This window comes from Fretibacterium fastidiosum (assembly GCF_000210715.1).
GTDB lineage: Bacteria > Synergistota > Synergistia > Synergistales > Aminobacteriaceae > Fretibacterium > Fretibacterium fastidiosum.
The window spans coordinates 1829182-1831323 of the sequence record NC_021038.1 but is presented as its reverse complement, the minus strand read 5'-3'; the positions used below and the strand labels follow the sequence as shown (position 1 = coordinate 1831323).

At 68.0% G+C, this 2142-nt stretch carries 2 protein-coding genes; both read left to right on the top strand.

Annotation, left to right across the window (positions count from 1 at the left end; translation table 11 throughout):
• Positions 1-845, top strand: an 845-nt coding sequence (locus SY1_RS08520; protein ID WP_208873440.1) for a YyaL domain-containing protein, incomplete at its 5' end; no start/stop codon positions are given.
• Positions 846-899: 54 nt separating this feature from the next.
• The coding region (locus tag SY1_RS08515) for a hypothetical protein (protein WP_208873438.1) at positions 900-2142 on the top strand (1243 nt) is incomplete at its 3' end.

Here is a 2142-nt window from a genome sequence, read left to right as displayed (position 1 = left end):
GCGCTTCCTCCGCCTTCGAGCGCCCCGATTGGCGGGAGCTGGCGGAGCGCACGGCGTTCTTCCTCCAGAAGACGCTCCTGGACAGGAAGGTCGGCTGGCTTCGCCGCTGGCGCGGCAGCTCGGATATCCCCGCCTTGGCCGGCGACTACGCGGCGCTGCTGTGGGGCGTGACGGAGCTCCACCGCGCCGCCGTCAAGGCCGGAGCCGGAGAGAAGCAGGCACAGGACTGGCTGGACTACGGCGCCCTTCTGGCGGAGGCCATGATCGAGAACTGTCTCGACCGGGATGAGGGCGGGCTCTTTCTCACCCCCAGAAGCGATGCGAACATCTTCATGCGCTACAAGACGGCGGAGGACGGCGACCTGCCCTCCGCCAACGCGCTGGCGGCCCTGGCCCTCTCGCGCCTCGGCGCGGCGCTTGAGGAGAGACGGTACGCGGACCTGTCCAAGGAGATCGTCGCGAGTTTCGCCCACGCCGCGGCGCAGGACCCCGTGTCCCACCTGTCCCTCATCGCCGCGTCGGCCCTCTGGAGGCCGGTGAAGCCGAAGGACGAGGAAGTCCGGAAAATCCTCCGGAGGAGCCGGAGGAACCCGCCACCGCCGCGCCGGACGGAGGGGATGAGCCGGCGCCGGAGGAGGAGGTCCGGCGGCGCCCGACCGCGCGACGCGTCACGAGCGGGCCGCACGCCACGAGAGAAGGCTGTCCCGCGCCCACCGGAGCGCGAGGTCGAGGGACAGGTAAACGCTGATTTGATCGGGGGCGCAGCCCCGTCGATCGTTCAAGCGTCAGGAAGCGCCGACGGCTCGCCTTCAACAGCCCTTGCGGGTCGATCGATGCTCCACTGAAGAATAAAGATGGATCGGGCGCGAAAGCGCAGGAGCAGCCAAGGAGGTTTCAGCATGGGAAAATTTTGGAGGCAGGCCGGGGCCCTGGCGCTCGTCGCGGCGCTGGCACTGCCTGCCGAGGCTCTGTATCAGTTTGACGACCTGTACGGGCCAAGCGGCGTGGGAGCGCAGTGGATGGTGATCACGGGAGGCTACGACACCCTGGGGGACACCGCCGACGCCGCGAGGGGCGGGACGGGGCTCGACGCCTCAGGCGACATCGTGTCGAACCGAAACTCCATGGAGGTGGTGAACGGACGCTCCACCAGCGCCTTCGACCGCGACTCGAACCGGGACATTCACACGCTGTTTCTGGTCCTGCCCGCCTCCCAGGGGAACCTGACGGTGAACCTCTCCTCGTCTGCCCCCGATGCCGTCACGCCGGACGCCCTGGTGGACAACGCCGTCTACGCCGTCCAAAAGACGCCGGCCGGCACGCCCACGGGCAAAACGTACTACGACCGCTCCTGGAAGCAGCACCAGCTCCAGTTCGTCAAGAGGAAGAACCCCGGCGTATACGAGAGCGTGAGGGGCAATTTCCTGTTCCATCAGAACCCCGGCTCCGCCTACCCCTCCACGCCCTCCCAGACGCTTCAGGTCCCCTTCGTCATCGCCAACGTCTACAACGGCACGGCGGCGGACGAACCCCTCCAGGTGAACGCCGCGCTGCGCGACAACACGACCTCCGTCCAGGGCAACATCGTGGCCTGCGACCGCTTCAAGTGGGACGTGACGGACGACATGACGACGGGCGGCAACCAGTGGGTGTTTGTGCCCGTGGAATCGTGGCCCGTCAACGACGAGCGGATCCACTACACCCTCACCACCGAGGTGACGAACCACACGGCCGTCCGGTATGCCGTCCAGCGCTACGACCAGCACGCCTGGGCGCACCAGAACCCCGCCTTCTGGAAGTTCGACCTGCCCCGGACGCCGAACCAGCGCGACGTGCCCCCGCGCTTTCAGCTGGACGAGAAGAGCCACATCGCACCGGGCCTCACGGCGGTCTATCGCCAGCGCTACAACGTGAACCAGGGCGAGAAGACGCCGCTTCGCCTCTACCCCGTGGACCCCGCGGCGGGCTTCCGCAGCCTGACCCTGAACCACCAGATCATCTTCGGCGTGGACCTGGGCAGCGTCGAGGCCGACACGGGCAGCGGCGGCACCACCCAGGCGGCGCCCTACAGGGTCCAGGCGTTCAACCCCCGCGCGGCCAGCACCACCTTCCTCGAAAACGTGGCGAAGGCCATGAGCTCGC